Source organism: Alexandriicola marinus (assembly GCF_004000435.1).
In the GTDB taxonomy this organism is placed as follows: domain Bacteria; phylum Pseudomonadota; class Alphaproteobacteria; order Rhodobacterales; family Rhodobacteraceae; genus Alexandriicola; species Alexandriicola marinus.
This window is the reverse complement of sequence record NZ_RBVZ01000002.1, coordinates 1071492-1094256: the sequence shown is the minus strand read 5'-3', so window position 1 is coordinate 1094256 and position 22765 is coordinate 1071492. Positions and strand designations below refer to the sequence as shown.

General features: G+C 62.1%; 25 protein-coding genes and 1 tRNA gene. 10 read left to right on the top strand and 16 right to left on the bottom strand.

The window, feature by feature from the left end:
• Nucleotides 1-8: 8 nt before the first annotated feature.
• The 4 genes from EP376_RS11665 to EP376_RS11650 all read right to left on the bottom strand — a co-directional run bounded on the left by EP376_RS11665 (nucleotide 9) and on the right by EP376_RS11650 (nucleotide 4884).
• Entirely contained in the window at nucleotides 9-794 is a 786-nt protein-coding gene (locus EP376_RS11665; RefSeq protein WP_127655697.1) for a carnitinyl-CoA dehydratase, read from the bottom strand.
• Nucleotides 791-2935, bottom strand: coding sequence for an acetate--CoA ligase family protein (locus EP376_RS11660; protein WP_164744919.1), 2145 nt, complete (start codon nucleotides 2933-2935; stop codon nucleotides 791-793). The genes EP376_RS11665 and EP376_RS11660 overlap by 4 nt, the downstream gene beginning before the upstream one ends.
• Nucleotides 2871-4031, bottom strand: coding sequence for an acyl-CoA dehydrogenase family protein (locus tag EP376_RS11655; RefSeq protein WP_127655695.1), 1161 nt, complete (start codon nucleotides 4029-4031; stop codon nucleotides 2871-2873). Before EP376_RS11655 ends, EP376_RS11660 begins: the two co-directional genes overlap by 65 nt.
• A 103-nt stretch (nucleotides 4032-4134) precedes the next feature.
• The gene (locus EP376_RS11650; RefSeq protein ID WP_127655694.1) at nucleotides 4135-4884 is read right to left on the bottom strand and encodes a class II aldolase and adducin N-terminal domain-containing protein; all 750 of its coding nucleotides are present in this window, start codon (nucleotides 4882-4884) and stop codon (nucleotides 4135-4137) included.
• Between the two features lie 127 nt (nucleotides 4885-5011).
• Here EP376_RS11650 and EP376_RS11645 point away from each other — a divergent pair, with 127 nt between their 5' ends.
• Together EP376_RS11645 and EP376_RS11640 are read left to right on the top strand one after the other, a co-directional pair.
• Nucleotides 5012-6490, top strand: coding sequence for an AMP nucleosidase (locus EP376_RS11645; protein ID WP_127655693.1), 1479 nt, complete (start codon nucleotides 5012-5014; stop codon nucleotides 6488-6490).
• A gap of 132 nt (nucleotides 6491-6622) precedes the next feature.
• A complete protein-coding gene (locus EP376_RS11640; RefSeq protein WP_127655692.1) occupies nucleotides 6623-6910 on the top strand; it encodes an HU family DNA-binding protein in 288 nt (95 codons plus the stop codon).
• Between the two features lie 56 nt (nucleotides 6911-6966).
• On the opposite strand, the gene EP376_RS11635 is transcribed toward EP376_RS11640, so the two are convergent.
• Nucleotides 6967-7671 (bottom strand): hypothetical protein, encoded by a 705-nt coding sequence (locus tag EP376_RS11635; protein WP_127655691.1) that lies wholly within the window; start codon nucleotides 7669-7671, stop codon nucleotides 6967-6969.
• A gap of 290 nt (nucleotides 7672-7961) precedes the next feature.
• Here EP376_RS11635 and EP376_RS11630 point away from each other — a divergent pair, with 290 nt between their 5' ends.
• A complete protein-coding gene (locus EP376_RS11630) occupies nucleotides 7962-8846 on the top strand; it encodes a DMT family transporter (RefSeq protein WP_127655690.1) in 885 nt (294 codons plus the stop codon).
• Here the strand turns inward: EP376_RS11630 and EP376_RS11625 are convergent.
• Entirely contained in the window at nucleotides 8843-9868 is a 1026-nt protein-coding gene (locus EP376_RS11625) for a LacI family DNA-binding transcriptional regulator (protein WP_203331025.1), read from the bottom strand. The genes EP376_RS11630 and EP376_RS11625 overlap by 4 nt on opposite strands.
• A gap of 140 nt (nucleotides 9869-10008) precedes the next feature.
• On the opposite strand from EP376_RS11625, the gene EP376_RS11620 reads away from it, so the two are divergent.
• Nucleotides 10009-10085, top strand: a tRNA-Arg gene (locus EP376_RS11620).
• A 191-nt stretch (nucleotides 10086-10276) separates the two neighbouring features.
• Here EP376_RS11620 and EP376_RS11615 read toward each other — a convergent pair.
• Nucleotides 10277-10690 carry a DUF4188 domain-containing protein gene (locus EP376_RS11615; protein ID WP_127655689.1) on the bottom strand — a complete coding sequence of 138 codons (414 nt, stop codon included), beginning with the start codon at nucleotides 10688-10690 and terminating at the stop codon, nucleotides 10277-10279.
• Between EP376_RS11615 and EP376_RS11610 the strand changes: the two genes are divergently transcribed.
• A complete protein-coding gene (locus EP376_RS11610) occupies nucleotides 10683-11261 on the top strand; it encodes a TetR/AcrR family transcriptional regulator (RefSeq protein ID WP_127655688.1) in 579 nt (192 codons plus the stop codon). The genes EP376_RS11615 and EP376_RS11610 overlap by 8 nt on opposite strands.
• Before the next feature lie 68 nt (nucleotides 11262-11329).
• On the opposite strand, the gene EP376_RS11605 is transcribed toward EP376_RS11610, so the two are convergent.
• From EP376_RS11605 to EP376_RS11595, 3 genes are all read right to left on the bottom strand, one after another.
• Entirely contained in the window at nucleotides 11330-12163 is an 834-nt protein-coding gene (locus tag EP376_RS11605; protein ID WP_127655687.1) for a 3-oxoadipate:acetyl-CoA acetyltransferase, read from the bottom strand.
• 99 nt (nucleotides 12164-12262) lie between these two features.
• Nucleotides 12263-13417, bottom strand: coding sequence for a CaiB/BaiF CoA transferase family protein (locus EP376_RS11600; protein ID WP_127655686.1), 1155 nt, complete (start codon nucleotides 13415-13417; stop codon nucleotides 12263-12265).
• Nucleotides 13410-14609: an acyl-CoA dehydrogenase gene (locus EP376_RS11595; RefSeq protein ID WP_127655685.1), complete on the bottom strand. Its 1200-nt coding sequence runs from the start codon at nucleotides 14607-14609 to the stop codon at nucleotides 13410-13412. The genes EP376_RS11600 and EP376_RS11595 overlap by 8 nt, the downstream gene beginning before the upstream one ends.
• A 121-nt stretch (nucleotides 14610-14730) precedes the next feature.
• On the opposite strand from EP376_RS11595, the gene EP376_RS11590 reads away from it, so the two are divergent.
• Entirely contained in the window at nucleotides 14731-15663 is a 933-nt protein-coding gene (locus EP376_RS11590; RefSeq protein ID WP_127655684.1) for a LysR family transcriptional regulator, read from the top strand.
• Here the strand turns inward: EP376_RS11590 and pcaG are convergent.
• The 3 genes from pcaG to pcaC are packed head-to-tail and all read right to left on the bottom strand — an operon-like array spanning nucleotide 15627 to nucleotide 17332.
• Complete coding sequence (gene pcaG, locus EP376_RS11585; protein ID WP_127655683.1) at nucleotides 15627-16226, bottom strand: protocatechuate 3,4-dioxygenase subunit alpha; 600 nt, start codon at nucleotides 16224-16226, stop codon at nucleotides 15627-15629. The two genes, EP376_RS11590 and pcaG, sit on opposite strands and share 37 nt — an antisense overlap.
• Nucleotide 16227: 1 nt before the next feature.
• The gene (gene pcaH, locus EP376_RS11580; protein ID WP_127655682.1) at nucleotides 16228-16956 is read right to left on the bottom strand and encodes a protocatechuate 3,4-dioxygenase subunit beta; all 729 of its coding nucleotides are present in this window, start codon (nucleotides 16954-16956) and stop codon (nucleotides 16228-16230) included.
• Nucleotides 16949-17332, bottom strand: a complete 384-nt coding sequence (gene pcaC / locus EP376_RS11575; RefSeq protein WP_127655681.1) for a 4-carboxymuconolactone decarboxylase — start codon at nucleotides 17330-17332, stop codon at nucleotides 16949-16951. The genes pcaH and pcaC overlap by 8 nt, the downstream gene beginning before the upstream one ends.
• Before the next feature lie 100 nt (nucleotides 17333-17432).
• Here pcaC and pcaQ point away from each other — a divergent pair, with 100 nt between their 5' ends.
• Nucleotides 17433-18377 carry a pca operon transcription factor PcaQ gene (gene pcaQ, locus EP376_RS11570; protein WP_127655680.1) on the top strand — a complete coding sequence of 315 codons (945 nt, stop codon included), beginning with the start codon at nucleotides 17433-17435 and terminating at the stop codon, nucleotides 18375-18377.
• Here the strand turns inward: pcaQ and pobA are convergent.
• Nucleotides 18371-19540: a 4-hydroxybenzoate 3-monooxygenase gene (gene pobA, locus EP376_RS11565; protein ID WP_127655679.1), complete on the bottom strand. Its 1170-nt coding sequence runs from the start codon at nucleotides 19538-19540 to the stop codon at nucleotides 18371-18373. The two genes, pcaQ and pobA, sit on opposite strands and share 7 nt — an antisense overlap.
• A 95-nt stretch (nucleotides 19541-19635) precedes the next feature.
• Here pobA and EP376_RS11560 point away from each other — a divergent pair, with 95 nt between their 5' ends.
• The gene (locus EP376_RS11560; protein ID WP_127655678.1) at nucleotides 19636-20487 is read left to right on the top strand and encodes a helix-turn-helix domain-containing protein; all 852 of its coding nucleotides are present in this window, start codon (nucleotides 19636-19638) and stop codon (nucleotides 20485-20487) included.
• Nucleotides 20488-20490: 3 nt separating this feature from the next.
• Here the strand turns inward: EP376_RS11560 and EP376_RS11555 are convergent, their stop codons facing one another.
• Both EP376_RS11555 and EP376_RS11550 read right to left on the bottom strand, forming a co-directional pair.
• Nucleotides 20491-21195: a winged helix-turn-helix domain-containing protein gene (locus EP376_RS11555; RefSeq protein ID WP_127655677.1), complete on the bottom strand. Its 705-nt coding sequence runs from the start codon at nucleotides 21193-21195 to the stop codon at nucleotides 20491-20493.
• Nucleotides 21167-21451: a hypothetical protein gene (locus EP376_RS11550; RefSeq protein WP_127655676.1), complete on the bottom strand. Its 285-nt coding sequence runs from the start codon at nucleotides 21449-21451 to the stop codon at nucleotides 21167-21169. Before EP376_RS11550 ends, EP376_RS11555 begins: the two co-directional genes overlap by 29 nt.
• A 168-nt stretch (nucleotides 21452-21619) precedes the next feature.
• On the opposite strand from EP376_RS11550, the gene EP376_RS11545 reads away from it, so the two are divergent.
• Both EP376_RS11545 and EP376_RS11540 read left to right on the top strand, forming a co-directional pair.
• Nucleotides 21620-21949, top strand: a complete 330-nt coding sequence (locus EP376_RS11545; RefSeq protein WP_127655675.1) for a hypothetical protein — start codon at nucleotides 21620-21622, stop codon at nucleotides 21947-21949.
• Nucleotides 21950-22095: 146 nt separating this feature from the next.
• Nucleotides 22096-22734, top strand: a complete 639-nt coding sequence (locus EP376_RS11540) for a ribonuclease HII (protein ID WP_127655674.1) — start codon at nucleotides 22096-22098, stop codon at nucleotides 22732-22734.
• The last annotated feature ends 31 nt before the right edge of the window (nucleotides 22735-22765 follow it).

The window sequence follows — 22765 nt, the reverse complement described above, 5'->3', positions numbered from 1 at the left end:
GCCTGCCCCTACTTGCCCTTCCAGACAGGATCGCGTTTTTCGGCAAACGCGCGGGCGCCTTCTTTCTGGTCCTCGGACCGGTAGAGCGCCTCGACCGTCGGAAACTGGCTGCGGGTGATGCGGTTGAGCGCGTCTTGGAATTTCATGTCCTCGGCCTCGCGCACGATCTCCTTGATGGCGGCATAGACAAGGGGCGGACCGGAGGCGAGGTGTTCGGCCAGTTCGCGCGCCTCGTCCATCAGGTTCTTGGCCGGGACGATCCGGTTCACGAGGCCCCAGCGATGCGCCTCCTCGGCATCGAACCAGCGCCCGGTCAGCAAAAGCTCCATCGCGATGTGATAGGGGATGCGCTTTGGCAGCCGGATCGAGGCCGAATCCGCGACCGTGCCCGACCGGATTTCGGGCAGGGCAAAGGTGGCGTGATCGGCGGCAAGCACCATGTCGGCCGACAACGCGATCTCCAGACCGCCGCCGCAGGCGATGCCATTCACGGCCGCGATGATCGGTTTGTTCAGGCCGCGCAATTCCTGCATCCCGCCGAAGCCTCCGACACCGTAATCCCCGTCAACGGCGTCACCCCCGGCGGCGGCTTTCAGATCCCATCCCGCGGAAAAGAACTTTTCGCCCGCGCCGGTGATGATGGCGACGCGCAGATCGGGGTCGTCCCTGAACTCGCGAAAAACCTCTCCCATGATCCGGCTTGTGGCCAGATCGATGGCGTTTGCCTTGGGTCTGGCCATCGTTACCTCGAGAATCGGGCCAAGGCGCTCGGTCCGGATGGGCGTGTCGGTCATCGGGGGTCTCCTTCGATATCGCGCAATTGGATCACGGCGTCGGCAGCGATTGCCGCGCCGCTGGCGGTCAGGATGAGCGGGTTGATCTCTGCCGTTTCGAGCGTTTCGGAATGGGCGACAGCAAAGGCGGCAAAGGCTGTGGCGGCGGCGCGCATGGCGGCATGTTCCGTCAGCCCCAGATCGGCCAGCGCATGTTCAAGCGTGGCCTCCTGCAACGGCAAGAGAAGGGTGTGAACCGTGCCCCTGTGCGCCTCGACCCCGGCGCCACCCGCCCCCACGACCATCACGATCCCCATCGCCGGATCGTGCCGGGCCCCGAGGATGATTTCGCGACGGGGATCGGGGACCATCTCTTCGATCAGGATTTGGGCAAGGTCATGCCCGTGGTCGGCAAGTGCGGATTGCATCCGCGTCACGGCGCGGACCACTTCGTTCGGCCCAAGCGACAGGGAGACGCCCCCGATTGCCGCCTTGTGCAGGATTGCCCCCGACAGCGCCTTGATCGCAACCGGCACGTCAAAGGACCGCGCCGCGATCGGCGCCTCCTCGGGCGTGGCAGCAATGTGGCGAGGCACAGCGATGCCGGCCGCCGCGAACATCGCCTTGGCAGCCTGTTCGTCGAGGGTGCGCACCGGCGCATCCGGCAAGGGGGGCAGAAGTTCCGGACAAGGCCCGGCCCCATGGTCAGCGATGGCCAAGGCTGCGGCATGGCCCATCGCCTCGATGGCTTCGGCAAAGCCGCCCAGCGGAACAAGACCATCCGCGAGGATGCGCTCTCGCAACGCAGGCTCCAGCCCTTCGGGGAGGATACCCGCGACAATCGCGGGCACGCCCAGACGATCCCGCACTTGCGTCATCGCGCGGATCGCCGGCAGCCACGGTTCGTCCAGCCGGTCCGGCCCGGAAGGTGGCACATCAAGGATGAAGGCCACCTGATCGGCGACGCCCTCTGCCAGATCGACGATGATGTCGGCGATCGCCTCCTCGTCTTCAAGCGACGCCCCGGTATTCGAGGTGTAGGGCAGGTTCAGATCCAGCGGGTTCGACACCGCTATCGTCCGGGGCAGTCGCGCGGTCAGCGCTTCAGCCCGATCCGGTAACGGCGGCGGCAGCTCGATCCCCCATGTCGCAGCAGCTCGCGCGACCTGCCCGTTCAGCCCGCCCGAGAACGACACGATGGTGGCCCGGCGCCCGCGCGACACGCCACCCACCGACAGAATCTTGAGCGTCTCGACAAGCGCCTTGAGGGACGACACCTCCCGGATACCGAACCGGTCCACAAAAGCCCGCCAGACAGCGCTTTCCACAAGGATCGCGGCGGTATGGCTTTGGGCGACCTGCGACCCAAGCGCGCCGTCCCCACCCTTGAGCGCCACGATCGGAACCCCGGCCTTCGCCGCCCTCCAGCAGGCCCGACCAAGGGCCGCGCCGTCATCCAGCCCCTCGAGATAAAGCCCGATCGCCTTGACGCGGGGATCATCGAGCAAGGCCTCGATGCATTCGGCATGCCCGATCTGCGCCTGATTGCCGATCGAGATGGCATAGCCGAGGGGAAAGGCCCTTTCGACACAGGCGATCCCGATCATGAAGGCGCCGGATTGCGATACGATTGCGGCCCCCGGAACCGCGACCTGCCGCGCCAGAACATCATCGCCAAAGACGGCGGCGCCATCGAACTGGTTGATGACACCAAGGCAATTCGGCCCGATCAGGGCCATGTCGCCCGCGGCCTCTGCCAGACGTATTTCGAGGTCTGCACCATAGGCACCGATCTCGCGAAACCCCGAAGAGATCACGACCGAGCCGCCCACGCCAAGGGCCGCAAGTTCACCCACCGCCACAATGCTGCGTTCGGGCGACAGGGCGACAAGCGCCGCGTCCGGTATGAACGGTAAATCCGCGATTGAGGGGGTGCAGCGCACGCCTGCGATATCCTCGCGGGTCGGGTTGACGACGGCGATATCGCCATCGAAGCTCGCCCGTCGCGTCGTCCGGATCGCGGAAGCGACATGCCGCCCCCCCACGAAGACGATGCTTCGGGGGCGGAGCAGCCTGTTCAACCGGCGCTGCGCCACGTCAGGCGCCCAGCGCGCGCAACAGATCGCGACTGATGATGTGACGCTGAATTTCCGAGGTGCCATCCCAGATGCGCTCCACCCGGGCATCGCGCCAGAAACGCTCCAGTGGATAGTCTTCCATCAATCCCATGCCGCCGTGGATCTGGATCGCGGCATCCGTGACACGCGCCAGCATCTCGGAGGCATAGAGCTTGGCGCTTGCGATTTCGCGGTTCGCGGGCAGGCCCTGATCCAGCCTGTCGGCGGCGGCGAGGGTCAGCAGATCGGCGGCGTCAATCTCTGTGATCATGTCCGCCAGTTGAAAACTCACGCCCTGAAACTTGCCGATCTTCTGGCCGAATTGTTCGCGCTCGGCGGCATAGCGCAAGGCATAATCAAACGCACGGCGGGCGCGTCCGACGCTCATGGTCGCAACGGTGATCCGCGTGGCATAAAGCCATGTGTTCATGACATCGAACCCGGCATCGACCTCACCCAGAACCTGACCCGAGGGCAGGCGGCACTCGTCGAAGTCGAGGATCATGTTCTTGTAGCCCCGGTGACTGACCGAGGCATAGCCGTCGCGGATCGTGAAACCGGGATGGCCTCGATCCACGAGGAAACAGGTGATCCGTTTTTTCGGGCCCCGTGGCGTCTGATCCTCGCCCGTCGCGACAAAAACGATCAGGAAATCCGCATGATCCGCGCCCGAGATGAAATGCTTGGTTCCGTTGATGATCCAGTCGTCGCCGTCGCGCCGCGCCATGCATTTCATGCCGCGGATGTCGGAACCGGCGCCGGGTTCGGTCATGGCAAGGGCATCCATCCTCTCGCCCCGCACCGCGGGCATCAGATACCTGTCGACCTGATCGCCCTCGCAGGCCATCAGGATGTTCTGGGGCCGACCGAAGAAATGGGTAAGGGCCATCGATCCCCGACCCAATTCCCTTTCGACCAGCGCGAATTCAAGATGGTTCAGGCCCGCGCCACCGACGTTTTGGGGAAAGTTGCAGGCGTAGAACCCCAGTTCGAGCGTCTTGCGTTTGATCTCGGTCGCGATTTCCGCCGGAACCTCGCCACTCCGTTCAACAAGATCTTCGTGGGGATAGATCTCTTTCTCCACGAAACTCCGCACGGTGTCGGCGATCATCTCCTGCTCGTCCGAAAGGCCAAACTGCATCGATGTTCTCCCCGCCATCATCCCGGATCAGATTGGAGCCATTGGGCGACAGCGCATGCCGGGATGCGACATTGCGATGGCGCGCACAGACCCGCCTCCCGATTCAGGTCGCGTAATCAGACCCTTCGGCGTCGAGCAAGGCACGCAGTTCGGCGAGGTGGCGTTCGTCCTGTTCGGGATAATCTTCAAGCTCTCGTGCCGTCTTTTCGGCGATGTGATCAGGCAGCACCCGAAGCCGCTGGCCGGTTTGAAGCGCGCGGATATAGGTCTCGGCCGCGCGTTCGAAGTAATAGAGCCTGTTGAACGTCTCGGCGACGGTCTGGCCAATGACCAGCACGCCGTGATTGCCCATGACCATCACCTTTTTCGAGGGATCGTCGAACAGCGCGGCACATCTTGCGCCCTCCTCCTCGAAGGCCAGCCCGCCGTAATCTTCGTCGATCACCACCCGATTGAAGAAGGTCGCGCAGTTCTGGTCGATCGGCGGAAGCCGCGAATCCGCCAGACTGGCCAGAACCGTGGCAAAGATCGAATGGCAATGCATGGCGCAGCGCGCATGAGGCACATGCGCATGGATGCCGCCATGCAATCCATAGGCCGTCGGATCAGGGGCATTCGGCCCTGTCATCGCATCGGGATCGTCAAGATCGACAACGATCAGGTCCGAGGCCCGGATACGGGCAAAGTGCCGCTGATTGGGGTTCATCAGGAACTTGCGGCCATCATCCGAGATCACGAACGAGAAATGGTTCGCCACGGCCTCGTGCATATTGAGCCGGGCCGTCCATCGAAACGCCGCCGCCAGATCGCAGCGCTCTGTCCAGTGATTGATGTTGGAACCGTGGTTCGCCATCGCTTGATCCTTTGCCGTTACATTTCCAGACTAGGCGGGTCACGCGTCGGCGCAAGTGTCCTTCATGTCCGGGCCCGCGCGAGACGATTGGCTTGCCAAGGAAACCCGTTCGTGGTGATAGATTGAAATGGTTACATCTGCACAAGACATCCTCAGCCCTGCCGCACCGCCGCCCGAGGCCTTTACCGACCCGGACGCCGCCATTGTGCGACTTCAGGAGCTGTATCGCCTTTCGACGCAATTCCTGTCGGAACACTTCTCCGACGCGATGGAGAATGGCCGGCCGGCATCGCGCATCCGGGCGTTCTACCCCGAGATCAGGTTGACGATCTCGACCTTCGAGCTGACGGACAGCCGGCTGAGTTTCGGTCACGTCGCCGAGCCCGGGGTCTATTCGACCACGATCACAAGGCCGGACCTTTTCGCCAATTACCTCAGGCAGCAGATCAAGCTTCTGATCCAGAACCACGATCAGCCGGTCGTGATCGACATGTCGCACACGCCGATGCCGGTTCACTTTGCCGTGGCTGATGACCCGAGCGTGTCTGTTCCGCAGGAAGGGGCCATCGGCTTTTCGCTGCGTGACGTCTTCGATGTGCCCGACCTCGCCACCACGAATGACGATATCGTCAACGGCGACGGCTATGTCTATCCGGACGGATCGACGCCGCTTGCCCCGTTCACGGCGCAGCGCGTGGATTATTCGCTGGCCCGGCTGGCGCATTACACCGCCACCTCGGCCGAGCATTTTCAGAATTTCGTGCTCTTCACCAACTACCAGTTCTATGTCGAGGAATTCGAAGCCTATGCCCGCAAGGTTCTGGCCGATCCCGAGAGCGGCTATACCGCCTTTGTGGCCACCGGAAACCAGGTGATCCATGGGCCGGACGATCCGCTAAGGCCGCCGCCAAAGATGCCGCAGATGCCGACCTACCACCTCAAGAGGGCGGACGGCTCAGGCATCACGCTGGTCAATATCGGGGTCGGCCCCTCGAACGCGAAAACGGCAACCGACCATATCGCCGTTCTCAGGCCTCATGCGTGGCTGATGGTCGGCCATTGCGCGGGCCTGCGCAATTCACAAAGGCTGGGCGATTTCGTTCTGGCGCATGCCTATCTGCGCGAAGACAAGGTGCTGGATGACGACCTGCCCGTCTGGGTGCCGATCCCGCCGCTGGCAGAGATGCAGGTGGCCCTTGAAGGGGCGGTTGCCGATGTGACCGAACTCGAGGGCTATGACCTCAAGCGGATCATGCGGACGGGAACGGTTGCGAGCTTTGACAATCGAAACTGGGAGCTTCGTGATCAGCGTGGTCCGGTTCAGCGGCTCAGCCAGTCGCGGGCCGTCGCTCTTGATATGGAAAGTGCCACGATTGCGGCCAACGGGTTTCGTTTCCGGGTGCCCTATGGCACGCTTCTGTGCGTGAGTGACAAGCCGTTACACGGGGAACTGAAACTTCCCGGCATGGCCTCGAGTTTCTACAAGACGCAGGTGTCGCGGCACCTGATGATCGGAATTCGAGCAATGGAACGATTGAGCGAGATGCCGCTGGAGCGACTTCACAGCAGGAAGCTGCGTAGCTTTGAAGAGACGGCCTTTCTCTGAATTTCGCCATTTTTACACAAATAGTGCTGTTTACACTTGCAATACGGCCCAAATCGTTGTGGAGCTATACCAGATAGCGTGGACCGACACGAACAGGCCCCCATAGGGGGTGCAGAATCAGGGAGAAAGACAATGGCCAAACCGATGACCAAATCGCAGCTTGTGACTGCGCTTGCCGAAAAGACCGAGAGCGACAAGAAAACGGCCGGGGCCAGTCTTGATGCCCTTATCCAGATCATCACCGAAGAAGTGTCGAACGGCGGTGCCGTGACTCTTCCCGGCGTCGGCAAGATCTATTGCCGCGAGCGGCCCGAGCGCATGGTGCGCAACCCGGCCACCGGTGAGCAGATCAAGAAAGAGGCCGACAAGGTCGTCAAGATGACGATCGCGAAGGCTCTGAAGGACAGCGTCAACGGCTGAACCTCGCAAGGTTAGAGAAATCGGGAAAAGGGTCGCCTTAGCGGGCGGCCCTTTTTCTATGCCAGGATCAGGAATGCCAGCGGAATGGGCGCCACGGCAATCGCGATGGTTCCGATGAAGGCCCAGACCCCGTAAAGACCGCTGAGCCCCGCCGCAAAGGCCAGCCCACCCCCGCCGCCGAGGATCGAGTTTCCGGGCAGATTGATCGCGAGGCCCAGCAGGAGATAGCGGCCGTTGACAAGGCCCCGGGTCAGCCCTGCGGGAAAATACGAAAGGATCAGCTTTTCCCTGTCTTCAGCGGCCACTTGATCGAGGTCGTCCACCAATGCGGCCGCGCGGCCCAGACCGATCCAGGCGAGGGCCCTGCACAATGGCCCGCGCGGCACGATGCGCGCCACGATGAATGACAAGGACAGCGCCCCGACCATGCCGAAGTAGACGATCGGGGCCGCCGCGCTTCCGAACATCAGCAAAAGGCCGAATCCGATCTCGGCTCCCGGGACGAAGGGTATCGCCGCGGTAAGCACATAGGCCACGAGGGCCAGAATCACGATCCGATGGATCATCGGCTCGTTCATGAGACTTGTCTCAAGAAAGCTTACATTCTGGAAAGCCAGCCCGATCATCCAGCCCATGGCCAGCAGGACGAGATAGAAGACAATGGCGCGCCGCCGCCGCCAAAGGCCGGTCAGTATGGCGCGCATGCGAAACCACTCGGCATAAGGCTGGTCGCCCCGCGCTGACGGCAGCAGCGCTGCCAACGACCGCCACCCTCGATCCATGTCAATGTCGTCACGGGGCGGCGGCCCCGAAACGGTTTGTGCCGACGTGGCACGCCATACACACCGCGAAGAAACAGGCCGCCAGATACATGATCATCCTCTGCTCTCATCTTGGGCGCAGGCCGGGATCATTAAGGACATGCGGCAGCTTTGCCAACCGATAGAGAAAGACTTGAATGGTTCGCCACCCGCCCGCCCCGTTCGCAAGGGTTCTGGTCAACGACAGTCACTCTGATTAGGAGGGTCGAAGATGAAGGGAAGGGCACTTGATGGATATCCGCGCAATACTGATGGGTCTTGCCTTCGCCTTCATGTGGTCTTCGGCGTTTACTTCGGCGCGGATCATCGTGGAATATGCCCCGCCCATGGGATCGTTGTCGCTGCGGTTCCTGATTTCGGGGCTGATCGGGATCGGGATCGCCACCCTGATGGGCCAGTCGATGCGACTGACTTCCCGGCAATGGCGCGCGGTCATCATCTTCGGCATCTGTCAGAACGCGCTTTACCTCGGGATGAACTTCGTCGCGATGCAATGGGTCGAAGCCTCCCTCGCGGCGATCATCGCTTCGACGATGCCGCTTATTGTGGCGATCGCGGGTTGGCTTGTCTTTGGTGACAGGCCAAAGCCCCTCGCCATTCTCGGCCTTGGTGCGGGGATCGCGGGGGTCTTTCTGATCATGGGGCTGCGCATGACGGGCGGGGTCGATCTGCTGGGCATCCTGCTCTGCTTGATCGGGGTCATCTCGCTGGCAGTGGCGACGCTTGCGGTGCGCAACGCCTCTTCCGGGGGGAACCTGCTGATGGTCGTGGGCCTGCAGATGCTGGTCGGCGCTGCCGTTCTGGCGCCGCCTGCCTTCCTGTTCGAGACATGGTCGGTGGACTGGAACTGGTCGCTTGTCGCGGCGTTCATCTATACGACGCTGGTGCCCGGTCTGCTTGCCACGTTCACCTGGTTCGTGCTCGTCAACCGGATCGGCGCCGTGCGCGCGGCAACGTTCCACTTCCTAAACCCGTTCTTCGGCGTGGCAGTCGCAGCCGCGATCCTGAGCGAACGGCTCGGCCCCCTCGACGTGCTGGGCGTGGCTATCATCGCGGCCGGGATCCTCGCGGTGCAATTGTCCAAGCAACCGGCAGCCGTTCCGGCAAAATCCTAGCGAAGCAGCGTATCGCCAGGATCGAGCCGGGGCGTCAGCTCGATCAAGGCGCCATCCTCCGCGTCGGGATCAGAAATCCGGTTTGCCACGATTTCGGCGGCACGGCGGCCCACATCCCGGCGGCAGGCATCCATCGTGGCAAGTTTCATCGGCAGACCATCCAGCAATTCGACGCCGTTGAACCCGGCCAGACCGATCCTTCCGGGAATGTCATAGCCCTGTTCCATCAGGTACAGCAGGCCGCCTGCCCCGATCATGTCATTCGAATAATAGAGAAAATCGAGATCCGGTGTGCGTTCCAGCATGCGCTGCGTCAGCTCCCGCCCCTTGTTGAGCGCCGAGGGGCCTTCGTAGAATTCCCGGTCCGCGATCTCGATCCCGGCGCGGCCCAGCGTCCTGATGAAGCCTTCGAACCGCTTCCGGGCCCGGTGATCCAGCGGCATCTTTGTTCCGACGAACCCGATCCGTGAATAACCCGCCGCGATTATCTCTTCGGCCATCATGCGACCCGCGCGGCGGTGCGAGATGCCGACACAGGCGTCGATCGGCTCCCCATCCACATCCATGATCTCGACCACTGGCACGCCGCAGCGTTCAAGCATCGCACGCGAGGCGTCGGAATGCTCGATCCCGGCGATGATCACACCGGCCGGCCGCCACGACAGCATCTCGAACAGGACCTTTTCTTCCTTTTCGGGAAGGTAATCCGTCACGCCGACCACCGGCTGCAGGACGGTATCCTCCAGAACCTCGGAGATACCCGACAGAACCTCGGGAAAGACCATGTTGCCCAGCGACGGGATGATGACGGCCACAAGATTCACGTGGCTCGAGGCCAGCGCGCCCGCGATCTTGTTGGGCACGTATCCCATCCGCTTGGCCGTTTCCTGAACCTTGCGGCGGGTCGCTTCGCTGACATCGCCCTTGTTGCGAAGCACCCGGCTTACGGTCATCTCGCTGACACCCGAAGCCTCGGAAACATCGCGCAGGGTCAACGGTCGTTTGACTGTCGGTTTCGTCAATCTGGATCGTCCCGAAAAATCAGCCGGCCCACGATGCCGGTGGCCGCTTATACTCCTCAAGGATGCCGTGGCCAAGCGGCAGCATGCAACCTTTCAGGGCGTTGACGGATCGGCGCTGAACAGGCATGGAAAGGGTGGTCGGTCCCGTGGCTCAACTGGATAGAGCAGCCCCCTCCTAAGGGGCAGGTTGCAGGTTCGAATCCTGCCGGGATCACCACGAACCCCATAAACGACCGGTAGGTCTGCCTGGCCTTATGCCGAAGCGTGCAGAAGGCCGCGCGTGATATGCAATTGGCTGAGGAACGCGGGCTGATGTCGGCTGCGCCGAGCGATGAGAGATCGATAGCAGGCCTTGCCTACCCAGCAGGCAGCGTCGATGGGACACCGGGTGCCAAAGTGACAACGTCTTCAGCCGTGGCTACCGCCTTTGCCGAGCCGTTTCCTCGCGGATGACATTGCCCCTTTGGCAGGCACCAGACCCACGGCTTTGCCTAGACCATGAGGCGGCATTCCGGAATACAGGCTCTCATGGCCTTCGGGGCTGACTAGATAGGTTTCGTGCCATATACCGACATCGCCCCTCGACTTGCTGACCGCTTGGTTAAAGCGGGCCCAAGCCGGTTTATGAGGCTCCGCATGGGCAAAGGCTTCGAGGTCATCGAAGCTGCGCCAATACTGCACCGTCACCCCGGGTGTGGACGCGAGTGTTCCCAGACAACCGGTCTTTTCTGGCGTCAGTTTTCTTAGCCGACGCAAGAGCCGCATCATCGCCGAGAGCGGTGGCACCCATTTGTGAACCTTCCATGGCCGGTTGATGCGCATCGCGTGGGACACCGTGGTGTCCGATGGGTCGGAAAACCTGAGCCTGAGGGCCTGCGCGCGCGCGGCGAATGTCGACCCGGCGGCCGTCTATCGCCATTTCAAGTCCAAGGACGACATCCTGATCGCCCTGACGCATCGTGCTTTCGCCGAGTTGTCGGCGGCGATGCTCACAGACACGGAACAGTCGGGGGTTCTGACCGCCGAGGACGCGGTCATGACCGTCGGCCTCACCTATGTGGACTATGCAACACGCAATCCCAACATATTTTCCATGATGTTCGCCATTGCCGGAAAGTCGCCGGCAGAAAAGCTGGCGCAAGGCGGGGACAACAACCCGAATGCGTATCAGATTCTACAATCCGCGCTGCGTGCATGGCTGCCGGGACTTGATGACCAGAAACTTGAGGTGCTGTCGTTCGCGTTGTGGAGCAACGTGCACGGCCTGTCAGAACTCTTCAACAAGGGACTGGGACCGGTGACCGAGGCCGAACGCAGAATCCGCGCACGCGCTGTCTGCGCAATTGCGCTAGACGGCTGCAAGAGCGCTTTGCTGCGGTCGGATATCGGCTGAACGCGCGGGTCAGGGAGCCGGTTCGATGCCGACCGCGATCGCCATTGTTCCCATTGCCGAATGCAAGGTCAGGTCCGAAGCGGGACACCGAGGATTTCGCGCGCCTGCTGCCACGTGGCGACGGGGCGTTCGTATTTTTCGCACAGATCGACAGCCCTCTTGATGAGGGCAGCGTTGGAGGGCGCGAGCGTATCGCGGTCGAGGCGAATGTTGTCCTCGAGACCGGCGCGGGTATGACCCCCGGCCGCGATCGCCCATTCGTTCACGACAATCTGGCCGGCACCGATCCCCGCAGCACACCATTCGGCGTCAGGTGCGCGGGTCTTCATCAATTGGACATAGAAATCGAAGACCTCGCGATCGACGGGCATGGCGTTCTTCACACCCATGACGAACTGGACATAGAGCTTGCCATGAAGCAGCCCCTCGCCGTGCATCCGGATCGCCTGCAGAAGCTGGCTCAGATCGAAGGCCTCGATCTCGGGGGTGACCTGATACTTCCGCATCTCGGACGAAAGCCAGGCCACGAGGTCGGGGCTGTTTTCATAGACCCGCGTCGGGAAATTGTTCGATCCCACGGTGAGGGAGGCCATGTCCGGCTCAAGGGGCAACATGCCGCCCCTTTCGGTTCCGCTGCCGGAGCGTCCGCCAGTTGAAAACTGGACGATCATGCCGGGGCAGTGCTTTTCCAGCCCTTCCTTGAGCAGGGCGAACTTTTCAGGGTCCGAGGTCGTCGATCCGTCCGGATTGCGAACATGGCAATGCGCAATGCTGGCCCCCGCCTCGAACGCCTCCTGCGTGCTTTCGACCTGTTCCTCGATCGTGATGGGAACCGCCGGATTGTCAGCTTTTGTCGGAACTGATCCGGTGATCGCGACACAGATGATGCAAGGCTTTGTCATGGTCTTCCTGTTTCTTGTCGATGCGGTATGCGCAGTTCCGGCTATACTAGCCGTCATCACAAAGGATGCACGGGAAATGAGAGGCCTGAGCCCGGCCTGTCAACGCTCCTCATCGTCGAACGACCAGCCGCCGGAGCCAAGGATCGGAGCGGCGCGGGCGGTGTTCAGGTCGCTTCGGGAAAAGACGATCGGCGTGCGGACACCGGCGATCCCCTCGGGTTCGATCACCATGCCCCGGGCGACGGTCTGCGGATCCGAGAGCGCCTCGGGAACCGTGTTGATCGGCCCTGCGGGCACCGCAGCCTCCTTCAGCGCAGCGATCAGGTCTGCCCGTGTCCTGCGGGAGGTGGCGTCCGACAGGGCCACCGAAAGGCTGTCACGGTTGGCCACCCTGTCGGAATTCGCGGCATACTCGGGCGCGGCCGCGATATCGGGCAGGTCCAGCACACCGCAAAGCGACCGGAACTGGCGATCGTTGCCGCAGGCGATGATCAGGTGCCCGTCCGAGGCCGGAAAGACCTGATACGGGACGATGTTCGGATGCGCATTGCCCAGCCGCCGCGGAACGACATCCCCCAAGAGGAAATTCGCGGCCTGATTGGCCAGAACGCCGACGCCGCTATCGAGAAGCGACAGGTCCACATGCTGACCCTTGCCCGATCGTTCCCGTTCGGCAAGAGCCGCCTGAATTCCGATCACGCCATAAAGACCGGTGAAGATATCGATCCAGGCAACACCGATCTTCTGCGGTTCCCCGTTCGGATCGCCGGTCAGATCCATGATCCCGCACATGCCCTGCAGCAGGAAATCATAGCCCGGCTGCGCGGCCCTTGGCCCGGTCTGGCCAAACCCCGTGATCGAGGCATAGACAAGCCGTGGGTTCGAAGGCGCAAGCGCCTCGTAATGCAGCCCGAATTTCTCAAGCCCGCCGAGCTTGAAATTCTCGATCACCACGTCGGCCGTTGCGATCAACTCTTTCAGGCGGACCAGATCGGCAGGATCGCCGAAATCACAGGTGACCGAGGTCTTGCCCCTGTTGGCGGCGTGGAAATAGGCAGCCACCGTCTCAGTTCCGCCATCGGGCAGAGGGCGTTCGATGAAGGGCGGGCCCCATGTGCGCGTGTCATCGCCCGCCGGGGATTCCACCTTGATGACCTCGGCACCCAGATCGGCCAGCGTCTGCCCGATCCACGGCCCGGCAAGGATGCGGGCCAGTTCGACGACCCGCAATCCCTTGAGAGGTGCATCAGCCAAAGGCCTGCAATCCCGTTTGCGCGCGGCCCAAAATCAGAGCGTGAACGTCGTGGGTTCCTTCGTAGGTATTCACGGTTTCAAGGTTCTGGGCGTGGCGCATCACGTGATATCCGATCTGGATTCCGTTGCCGCCATGCATGTCGCGGGCCATGCGCGCGATATCCAGCGCCTTGCCGCAATTGTTGCGCTTCATGATCGAGATCATCTCGGGCGCGAACTTGCCCTGGTCCATCAGTTGGCCAACGCGCAGCGCACCCTGAAGGCCCAACGCGATCTCGGTCTGCATGTCTGCGAGTTTCTTCTGATAAAGCTGCGTTGCCGCAAGAGGCCGGTTGAACTGCTTGCGTTCCATCCCGTAGTTGTGGGCCCGAATCCAGCAATCCTCTGCCGCGCCCATCACACCCCAGCTGATGCCGTATCGCGCGCGGTTCAGACAGCCGAACGGACCACCCATGCCGCGAATGCCGGGCAGGATCGCATCTTCGCCGACCTCGACGCCCTGCATCACGATTTCGCCCGTGATCGACGCCCGCAGCGACAGCTTTCCGCCGATCTTGGGCGCCGAAAGACCCTTCATGCCCTTTTCGAGGATGAACCCGCAGACCTTGCCGTCATGCGCATCCGACTTGGCCCAGACGACGAACACATCGGCGATCGGCGAATTCGAAATCCACATCTTGGAGCCGGTCAGCCGGTAACCGCCATCGATCTTTTCCGCGCGCGTCTTCATCCCCGACGGGTCGGACCCGGCATCGGGTTCGGTCAGTCCGAAACAGCCGATCAGTTCACCCGCCGCGAGGCCCGGCAGATACTTCTGTTTCTGCTCTTCCGACCCATAGGCATGGATCGGAAACATCACGAGCGAGGATTGCACCGACATCATCGACCGGAATCCGCTGTCGATCCGCTCGACCTCGCGCGCCACCAGACCATAGGACACATAGCTGGCGCCCGCGCCGCCGTATTCCTCGGGGACCGTCACACCCAGAAGACCGGAGGCCCCCATCTCGGCAAAGATCGCCGGATCGGTTTCCTCGTTCATGTAGGCGGCCTCGATCCGGGGCGCGAGTTTGTCGGCGGCAAAGGCCGCGGCGGCATCGCGGATCATCCGGTCTTCTTCGGACAGCTGGTCATCCAGAAGGAAGGGATCCTCCCATTTGAAGGGCTGTCCCTTGTGAGTGCTGTCGGCCATCAGATCGATCCTTTCCGGGGCGGGTCATGCGCAGAAACTCTGTTCCAGCTCTTCAATATCTGCATCATTCTTGGAAATGAAACGCTATTCCTCCATCACTTGATGCATTAGATGCATGATCATGCGACAGCGACGTTTCCTTCCTTCCCTCAGCCAGCTTCTGGCCTTTGACGCAGTCGTGCGGCACAGGTCCGTGACGTCGGCGGCGACCGAACTGAACCTGACGCAATCGACAGTCAGCCGCCTGACCCAATCCCTGGAAGAACAGCTGGGGACAGACCTGTTCATCCGTCAGAAACGCAGGCTGATGCCGACGCAGGCCGCGCTGGCCTATCAAGGCGATATCCAACGGGCCCTCGACATGATCCAGCGGGCGTCGATGTCGGTCGTTGCCAATCCCGGCGGCGGGACCATCTCCCTCGCCGTGCTGCCGACATTCGCGACGCGCTGGCTGGGGCCGCGGCTGGGTGGGTTCTTCGAGGCGCATCCTGGCATCTCGGTGAACCTGTCGACCCGGATCCAGCGGTTCAGCTTCGAGACCGAGATTTTCGATGCCGTGATCTATTTCGGCGACCCGGACTGGCCCGACGTGCATCACCACAAGCTGTTCGACGAGGCGCTGACGGCCTGTGGATCCCCCGGTTTCCTTGACCGCAACCCGATCACGACACCTGAGGACATGTCCGGCTTGCCACTTCTGCGGCTCGAGAACCGGCCCGAAAGCTGGGCGGATTGGTTCGCCGGTCAGGGCGGGCAGATGACCGGGGCCGAAGGCATGGTCGTGGATCAATTCTCGATGATGATACAGGCCGCGATCTCTGGGCTGGGGATCGCGCTCCTGCCCGATTACCTCGCCCGGATCGAGATGGCCGAAGGACGCCTTCTGCCTGTCCTCGATGAGGCGGTGCCGGGATCAGGCTCCTACTGGCTGGCATGGCCGGAAGCCAAGGCCTCGCAAGGCGCCTTGTCCCGGTTTCGGGACTGGCTGGCCGATCAGGCCGCGGGCCAACACCCGGATCACATGTCGAGAAAGACCGTCTCTCCTTCGCCCTGAAGCCGGATATCGAACCGATACTCGCCCTCGCCCGTTTTGCGCGCGATCAGGGTGTCGGCACGGGGGCGCTGTTCGATCCGGTTCAAAAGCATGTCGCCGGAATTGTCCTCATCCTCGAAATAGATTCGCGTGCTCAGACCGATGTTGATCCCCCGCGCGACGATCCACAGCGCGATGTGCGGGGCCTGCAACCCGCCATGCCGCAATGGGACGGGGCCCGGTTTCACGGTGCGAAGGGTGAATTCCCCGCTATCCTTGTCGGCAGCAAAGCGGCAAAAGCCGCTGACCTTCGGATCGGCACCGTCCTGCCCGGGAAACAGCCCGGCGGCATCGGGTTGCCAGCTTTCCATCATGGCATCGCGCAAGGCCCAGCCGGTGCCGTCATAGACCGAACCGCGGATCGTGATCACCTCGCCCCTGGCGCCGTCTGAGATCGGGCTCAGGCCAAGGTCTTCGGGATAAACCCCTTCGACCCCAGCGAATGTGGGGATGCAGCCGATATGCACATATGGGCCGGCTGTCTGGGATGGTGTTTCGGTCAGGATATCAAGTGGTTGCGTCATGTCACATGCCCTCCGGCTTGTTTTCGAACATTGTCTGCCGCCGCCCGCGCAGCACGATGTCGAATTTGTAGGCGATGTAATCCATCCCACGGCTGTTCTGCATGTCGAGGGGCGCGACGAGCCTGTCGATCTGCCCCCTGTCCTTGATCGTGTTCACGATGGGACACAGGTCGATCAGCGGATCGCCCTGAAAATACATCTGGCTGATCAGCCGCTGTCCGAAACCCGAGCCGAAGATCGAAAAATGGATATGCATGGGCCGCCAGTCGTTGGCCCGGTTGGGCCAGGGATAGGCGCCGGGGCGGATCGTCATGAATTCGTAATAGCCGTTTTCATCCGTGATCGTTCGCCCGCAGCCTCCGAAATTCGGATCGAGAGGTGCGAAATATGTGTCTTTCACGTGGCGATAGCGCCCGCCGGCATTGGCCTGCCAGACCTCGACCAGCGTGTTGGGAACGGCGCGTCCGGTTTCATCCAGAACCCGGCCATGAACGCGGATTCTCTCGCCCACCGCGGGGGCGGCGCCCTGAGTGAAATTGTAGATCAGGTTGTTGTCGAGCGGGCCCAGAAGGTCGTGCCCGAAGACGGGGCCCGTCTCTTCGATCAGGGTCGATTCCAGCGACAGAAGCGCCTGTTTCGGCGACCGCACGACGGATGTCTTGTAGTCGGGATCATAGGGAACCGGATGCACCTCGCGCCGGCGGGGCATGAGGGGGGCTGTCTCAGACATCGGTTGTCTCCATTTCTTCGAATGTTTTCCGCGCGAGCTTGATGGCGTGGTTGGCCTTGGGCACGCCGGCATAGATGGCGACATGCTGAAACGCCTCCATCACATCGGCCTTGCTGGCACCGGTGCGCGCCGTCGCGCGGATATGCATGGGAATCTCTTCAAAGTTTCCGGTCGCGGCCAGAAGCGCGAGTGTCAGCATCGACCGTTCCCGACGGCTGATCGCGTCCGACGCCCAGACAGTCCCCCATGCGGATTCCGTGATAAGATCCTGAAAGGGCGTGTCGAATTCCGTCTTGGTCGCCTCGGCCCGGTCGACATGATGATCACCTAGAACCTGACGGCGCACGGCCATGCCTGTGTCATACCTGTTTGTCATGCGATCGCTTCTCCTGCCTGCACGTCGACAGAAGTGTTGCACATACTGCATGGCCCATAAATTATAATGTTTTGGTTTTTACATAACCGATGAGTTAATAATGTTGGATCCGAACCTCAAATTGCGCCACCTGCGCTGCTTTCTTGAAGTGGCGCGTCTGGGCTCTCTTTCAGCGGCGGCACAGGCCCTGAACGTGTCGCAACCAGCGGCGTCCAAGACGATCCGTGAACTGGAAGAGATCCTCGGAACCTCCCTCTTCTCGCGCGCATCGCGTCGCTTGACCCTGACTCCGGCGGGCCGCGTCTTCCAGCAATCGGCCGGCTCCGCCATGGTCGAACTGCGCCGCGGTCAGGATCTGCTGCGCGGCGGCGCGCTCGAGCGGCCCAAGATCGCGGTCGGTGCGCTGCCGTCGGCCTCGACCGATCTGTTGCCCCGGGCCTGCCTCGCCTTCCGGGAGGAATGGCCCGATTGCCAGATCCGGATATCGACGGGGCCGAACTGGCTCTTGATGTCGCAGCTGCGCGAGGGTGATCTGGATATGGTCGTCGGGCGGATGGCGTCGGTTGCGGTGATGGATGGGCTGACCTTCCGGCAGCTTTATTCCGAAAAGGTCGGGGCCTATGTACGGGCCGATCATCCGCTGCTGCGTGACCCTTCGCCCGTCGCCGCGCTGATCGGATACCCCCTGATGTTGCCGCCGTCCGGTGCCGTCATCTCGCCCGTCGTGCGGGCCTTCCTGTCACGTCAGGGGATCGACAATCCGGCAGCCGCCTTCGAGAACGTCTCGCACGATATCGGGCGCCGGATCGTGGCCGAAAGCGATGTCGTCTGGTTCATCAGCCAGGGGGTCGTGCGCGAAGACGTCGATGACGGGCTTCTGGTGCCCCTGAGCCTTCCGACCGAACTCTTGGGCGGGCCGGTCGGCATCTCGATGCGCGACAATGCCGACTGGCCCATCGAGCAGAAGCACCTGATGGAGGCGCTGGTCGCCGAAGCGGAGCGAATGACGGCCGGCAACGGCCCGTTCGGCGCATCGGATCAGTAGGGCAAGCCGATGTAGTTCTCCGCAAGGTCCCGGCGCGCGGATTCAGACCTGGCAAGATGGTCCAGCGTCGCCTTGCGCATCTGCGGGGCAAAGCTGTCTTCGCCATCGAACTGATGAAGCATCGTCGTCATTTCCCAGCTGAAGCGCATCGCCTTCCAGATCCGGGCAAGCGCCCGGTCGGAATAGGCATCAAGCTTCGTGCTGTCGCCGTTCACGATTGCGTCGATCAGCCCCTCCTTGAGGTAGAAGACATCCGAGGCGGCAAGGTTCAGGCCCTTGGCTCCGGTGGGCGGCACGATATGGGCCGCATCCCCCACGAGGAACAATCGGCCCCAGCTCATGGGTTCGGTCACGAAGGAACGCAGCGGCGCGATGGACTTCTCGATCGACGGTCCGGTCACCAGCGTCTCGACGCTTTGCGCCGGCATGCGGCGTTTCAGTTCGGCCCAGAACTCGTCATCGCTCCAGTTCTCGGGTTTGTCGGTCAGCGGGACCTGAATGTAATATCGGCTGAGGTTCTCATTCCGCATCGAACACAGGGCAAACCCCCGATCCGAGTGGCAATAGATCAGCTCGTCGTTGGCGGGCGGGGTCTCGGACAGGATGCCAAGCCATCCGAAGGGATAGACCCTCTCGAATTCCTCACGGACGGTCTCGGGGATGGTCTTGCGGCTGACACCGTGAAATCCGTCGCAGCCCGCGACATACCGGCAATCGATCCGTGTCGGAGTGCCGTCGAGGATGCAGGTGACATAGGGGGCGTCGGACTTGGGATCGTTGATCACGACATCCTCGACCCCGTGCAGAATGGGTGTGCCCTGCCTGTCCTGCGCGGCATAAAGATCCTTCGTCACTTCGGTCTGGCCATAGACCATCGACCTCTTGTTCGTGAGGCCATGGAAATCGATGTGGATCATCTGATCTTCGTCCGCCAGGTAGCATCCGTCATGCGGGATGCCCTCGCGCCGCAATCTCTCGTCGACGCCGGCCTCCTGCAAGAGATCGACCGTTCCCCATTCAAGGACACCGGCACGAATGCGGCTGAGCACATGTTCGCGGCTCGACCTCTCAAGGATGATCGTCTCGACGCCGGCCTTGTTCAGGAGCTGCGACAGCAAAAGGCCCGAGGGGCCGCCCCCGATGATCACCACATCCGTCTTCATGTTCCCCACCTCCCGATAAATCCAGAGAAGACACCTAGTCCGGGCAATGCACCCCGGGAATGGACCGGTCGCGCAATGACTGGTACGAATCGTGCATGGAGCATGAAAACCGAATTCCCGTCTTTTCGCTTTTCGGGGAAACCGGCGCTTTCCCCGATGTGGTCCATTGCGAACGCATCCGGGATCGGGCACAGGGGCACGGATGGGTAATCGCGCCGCATCGGCACAGCCAGATGACCCAGCTTTTCTATATCGAGGAAGGCTCTGCCCGAACGCAGGTTGATGCCCGGTCCTTCGATCTGGAATCCGGGGATTTTCTTTATCTGCCGATCCTTGCGGTCCACGGGTTCGATTTCTCGCCCGGAACCGAGGGTTTGGTCCTGTCTTTCCCGCTGCCGGTGACCGCCTCGATCGGGCCCGCGCAAGACGATATCGCCGGATGCCTGTCGGCGCCCGTCACGGGGCGAGCCAGCGCCCCCCTTGTCGATCTGATCGGCCACATGACACGGCGACTGGCCGGCACTGGTGCCTTTCGTGCGCAGTCCGTCGTGGGACTGGCCCATACCATCCTTGCCGAAGTGGCCGAGGCCGGGCAAAGCGACAAGGCCGGACCGGACAGTGCGGCTACCGACCGTCTGCAGCGGCTTGATGCACTGATCGGCCGGCATCTTGGCGACAATTGGCGGCCCGGCGATTTCGCCGCCGCCCTGTCGGTCACCACCGGTCAGCTGAGCCGCATCTGCCGACAGGAACGCGGCATGAGCGCCGGCGCCTATATCGAGGCTGCGGTCATGACGGAGGCGTGTCGCTTGCTGGCGTTTACCCGGATGCCGGTGGCCGAGGTCGGCTATCGGACAGGCTTTGCCGATCCGTCCCACTTCTCGCGTCGGTTTCGCCTGTCACAGGGCGAGACACCGTCGGATTACCGGGCCCGGTTCAGCGGCTAGGCGTCACACCATCCGTATGACGGATTTGTCGATCGCCAGAACATAGCCGCGCCGGGCGATGTTCTTGACCAGAAGTTCGCTGACCATCTGGTTGCCCAGCGTGTCGCGCAGACGCTTGATCCGGGTGGCGCCCGCCGCCTCGTCGCAATCAGCGGAGGATCGGCCTGAAATCACGGCCTCGATCTCTGCGCCGGACAGAACCTCGTCATCCATCCGGGCTTCTGCCAGAACGCTGAGAGTCTCGATCGCGGCATCCGTCAGCTTGAATTCGAAATTGTTCAGCAGGACCGTGTTCTGCTCTCGCGCGATCAGAAGAGAGTTGACCTCGATCCCCTTTCTCTCGATCTGACCCATCCGCTGGTTCAGCGCGATCAGCATCACGAGAAACACCACCGCCGCGATCAGGAGCGAAGTCGCGAAGACCAGAAGCACGAAGATCACGAAACGATAGCTGTCGAGCGTCTCGGAAAACGCGGTTCCCGATTGGGCGAGGATCTCGAGCAGCTTGATTTCGGCCTGGCTCGTCAGATCGGCATTCTCGACGAACAGCTGTTCGACACGCGCGTTGAATGCATTCGCATCGGGAAGGTTGAGAAACAGCAGCGCCGCCGCAGCAAGAAGGATGCCCACGATGGCAGATATGCCGCCGATGACGATCCTGTTGCCGGTCTGCCGCGATTCAGTAGCGGAGGTAGTAGTCGCCTGCACTCTCTCTCCTTTCGTCGAGCCCCGCGTCATCGAAGACGCCGACGATGGTCAGAAGCTCCCACCCGTCTGCCGCCAGCTTCGGCCCAAGCTGGGATGCGGCATTCGCGGCAGAGCATTCGCCAGACACCTCGACCACACCGTAATGGAGCCGCAAGGGATCATCCTGTTTTGCCTTGTAATCGGCATAACAGGCGGCCTGTGCCGCTGTGGCCAGGAAGGCGAGGGTTGTCGGGATGGCGAAGAACTGTCTGAACATGCCTCACCATGACGTCGAGACGCGTTGATAGACAATAGCCAACCTGAACGACCGGGCCTGATAGCCGATAACACGCGCCCGTTATTGCCTGTCGAACGGCAAAAGGACGATCTGTTGGGCATCGCAACCGGGCGTCGCTGCCAGCCCAGACATACCGGAGAAAAGACCATGAAGACCCTGTTCAAATCTGTCCTGATCCTGGCCGCTGTCGCACAGGCCGCGCCTGCACTGGCCCTTGGTCGTGAAGATCGTCAGGAGCGGCGCGAAACCCGCGAGGAACGCCGGGACCTGATCGTTCCGGCCAGTTGCCTTGACGGCTACGACACCCGGGCAGGCACCGTGACGCTCTATACCGCCGATTGCCTGCGGGAGGGACATATCGAGAACCGCGAGTTGCCGCAGGATTGCCTCGTGACGTTCCGCGCTGAAGGAGAACGCGTTCGGGCCTATGACCCGGCCTGTCTCGAGGCTGCGGGCTATGTTTTGGCCGGCCAGTAAGCCGGTCGAGCAGTGATGCCGTGCGCTCAGCCCCAGTTGCGCGGTGTCTTGGGGGCGGAAGGACCGGACATGACCTTCCGCCCCTTTGGGCCGGATACGAACCCGACGGTGGTTGAGTCGGGGCGTGTTCTCTGGTTGTTGGAGGTATGGACAGGATCGTCGCAACCTTCGAACTGGAAGAGGCCGCCCGGGCCCGGAATTTTCGCCGGATCGCCGGCGTCGACGAGGCGGGGCGCGGCCCGCTTGCCGGCCCCGTCGTTGCCGCTGCGGTGATCATCGATCCCGCGCGAATTCCCCAAGGTCTGGCCGACAGCAAGACGCTGAGTGCGAAGCGCAGAGATGCCGCGCTCGAACAGATCGAAGCGCTGTGCGAGGTCGGCGTCGGTATCGCCTCGGTCGAAGAGATCGACCAACTCAACATCCTCTATGCCTCTCATCTGGCGATGTGCCGCGCGGTCGCGGCGCTGGGTGCCCCCGCGGATCACGTTCTTTGTGACGGCAATATGATCCCCCGGGATCTGACCTGTTCGGCCGAAGCCGTGATCAAGGGAGACGCGCGATCGCTGTCGATTGCCGCTGCCTCAATTGTGGCCAAGACAAAGCGCGACGCGATCATGGTGGATTTGGCGCAACAGCATCCCGGTTACGGCTGGGAGAGCAATTCCGGGTATCCGTCGAAAAGCCACAAAGAGGCGCTCCGAAATCTTGGTGTGACCCCACACCATAGACGCTCGTTCCGGCCGGTCCACGAAATCTTGTATCAAGCAAAAAACGCAAGCACCTGATTCAATAAAGTTTTTGACAGCGAATCGTCTC

What these genes read in the sequence shown, in the direction of transcription:
- EP376_RS11665 (WP_127655697.1), bottom strand. Translation starts at nt 794, where the DNA reads ATGACCGACACGCCCATCCGGACCGAGCGCCTTGGCCCGATTCTCGAG.
- EP376_RS11660 (WP_164744919.1), bottom strand. Translation starts at nt 2,935, where the DNA reads ATGGCACCTCGGAAATTCAGCGTCACATCATCAGTCGCGATCTGTTGC.
- EP376_RS11655 (WP_127655695.1), bottom strand. Translation starts at nt 4,031, where the DNA reads ATGCAGTTTGGCCTTTCGGACGAGCAGGAGATGATCGCCGACACCGTG.
- EP376_RS11650 (WP_127655694.1), bottom strand. Translation starts at nt 4,884, where the DNA reads ATGGCGAACCACGGTTCCAACATCAATCACTGGACAGAGCGCTGCGAT.
- EP376_RS11645 (WP_127655693.1), top strand. Translation starts at nt 5,012, where the DNA reads ATGGTTACATCTGCACAAGACATCCTCAGCCCTGCCGCACCGCCGCCC.
- EP376_RS11640 (WP_127655692.1), top strand. Translation starts at nt 6,623, where the DNA reads ATGGCCAAACCGATGACCAAATCGCAGCTTGTGACTGCGCTTGCCGAA.
- EP376_RS11630 (WP_127655690.1), top strand. Translation starts at nt 7,962, where the DNA reads ATGGATATCCGCGCAATACTGATGGGTCTTGCCTTCGCCTTCATGTGG.
- EP376_RS11610 (WP_127655688.1), top strand. Translation starts at nt 10,683, where the DNA reads ATGCGCATCGCGTGGGACACCGTGGTGTCCGATGGGTCGGAAAACCTG.
- EP376_RS11615 (WP_127655689.1), bottom strand. Translation starts at nt 10,690, where the DNA reads ATGCGCATCAACCGGCCATGGAAGGTTCACAAATGGGTGCCACCGCTC.
- EP376_RS11605 (WP_127655687.1), bottom strand. Translation starts at nt 12,163, where the DNA reads ATGACAAAGCCTTGCATCATCTGTGTCGCGATCACCGGATCAGTTCCG.
- EP376_RS11595 (WP_127655685.1), bottom strand. Translation starts at nt 14,609, where the DNA reads ATGGCCGACAGCACTCACAAGGGACAGCCCTTCAAATGGGAGGATCCC.
- EP376_RS11590 (WP_127655684.1), top strand. Translation starts at nt 14,731, where the DNA reads ATGCGACAGCGACGTTTCCTTCCTTCCCTCAGCCAGCTTCTGGCCTTT.
- pcaG (WP_127655683.1), bottom strand. Translation starts at nt 16,226, where the DNA reads ATGACGCAACCACTTGATATCCTGACCGAAACACCATCCCAGACAGCC.
- pcaH (WP_127655682.1), bottom strand. Translation starts at nt 16,956, where the DNA reads ATGTCTGAGACAGCCCCCCTCATGCCCCGCCGGCGCGAGGTGCATCCG.
- pcaC (WP_127655681.1), bottom strand. Translation starts at nt 17,332, where the DNA reads ATGACAAACAGGTATGACACAGGCATGGCCGTGCGCCGTCAGGTTCTA.
- pcaQ (WP_127655680.1), top strand. Translation starts at nt 17,433, where the DNA reads ATGTTGGATCCGAACCTCAAATTGCGCCACCTGCGCTGCTTTCTTGAA.
- pobA (WP_127655679.1), bottom strand. Translation starts at nt 19,540, where the DNA reads ATGAAGACGGATGTGGTGATCATCGGGGGCGGCCCCTCGGGCCTTTTG.
- EP376_RS11560 (WP_127655678.1), top strand. Translation starts at nt 19,636, where the DNA reads ATGGAGCATGAAAACCGAATTCCCGTCTTTTCGCTTTTCGGGGAAACC.
- EP376_RS11550 (WP_127655676.1), bottom strand. Translation starts at nt 21,451, where the DNA reads ATGTTCAGACAGTTCTTCGCCATCCCGACAACCCTCGCCTTCCTGGCC.
- EP376_RS11545 (WP_127655675.1), top strand. Translation starts at nt 21,620, where the DNA reads ATGAAGACCCTGTTCAAATCTGTCCTGATCCTGGCCGCTGTCGCACAG.
- EP376_RS11540 (WP_127655674.1), top strand. Translation starts at nt 22,096, where the DNA reads ATGGACAGGATCGTCGCAACCTTCGAACTGGAAGAGGCCGCCCGGGCC.